At 36.7% G+C, this 938-nt stretch carries 1 protein-coding gene; it reads left to right on the forward strand.

Annotation, left to right across the window (positions count from 1 at the left end; translation table 11 throughout):
• Positions 1-938 (forward strand): outer membrane protein assembly factor BamA (gene bamA, locus ACFIKE_RS12320; protein ID WP_375650096.1); only part of this gene is annotated, 938 nt, incomplete at both ends.

The following is a 938-nucleotide window of genomic DNA, read 5'->3' on the forward strand; positions in this document are numbered from 1 at the left end:
AAGTTTGTAAGTTCTCAGGCGATTCGAGACAATATGGGGATTAAGGCTGGACAAGGGGTTTCCAGTGCTGATGTTGATAATGCTGTGAAGAACCTTTTCGAGTTGGGTTTATTTTATGATGTTAAAATAAATCCGGTGGGTGATAAATTGGTTGTATTCGTAAAAGAATATGAGGTTGTCAATCAAATATTGTTTCAGGGAAACAAATCTTTTAAAGACCCAGATCTTAAGCGGTTTATTTCTTTAAAACCGAATGAGCCATTTAATTCTGCTAAGCTTTCTGCTGATATAAATACAATTCGTGAAGCTTATAAAACTCTTGGTCGTAATAATGTCACTGTTAACGTTCAAACGATAAACCTTGGAAAAGGGCGGGTTAATGTGGTATTTAATGTTGTTGAAGGGAAAAAAACAAAGATTGGTGATATCACTTTTAAGGGAAATAGTGTCTTTGGAAGTCGCCGTTTGCGTGATGTGATTTCAACAAAAACTTCAGGAATTTTTTCTAAGTTGTTGGGGGGGGATGTTTACAGTGAAGAGCGCCTCGCTGTTGATGAAGAAGCTTTACGTCGCTTTTATTATAACCGTGGTTATGCAGATTTTCGTGTAGTCTCTTCTAAAGCGACTTTTGATGCAGCAAGCAATACGTATAAAATTTCTTTCGTTCTTGATGAGGGGGCGCGCTATAAAATTAGTGATATTCAGGTTGAAAGTGATGTTGATGGAATTGACGTTCAATCTATGAAAAGGGTGCTTAAAACCCAGCCAGGTGATGTTTATAGTGCAGAAGATATTGAACAGTCTGTTGCGATTATTAATAACAAGGTTGCTGATTCGGGATATGCTTTTGCTAAAGTTGAACCGCGGGGAAATCGTAATTTAGCAAATCATACAATTTCAATTTTATATAATATTGAACAGGGTACACGTGCTTATAT

The organism is Bartonella sp. MU70NMGDW (assembly GCF_042194085.1).
GTDB lineage: Bacteria > Pseudomonadota > Alphaproteobacteria > Rhizobiales > Rhizobiaceae > Bartonella > Bartonella grahamii.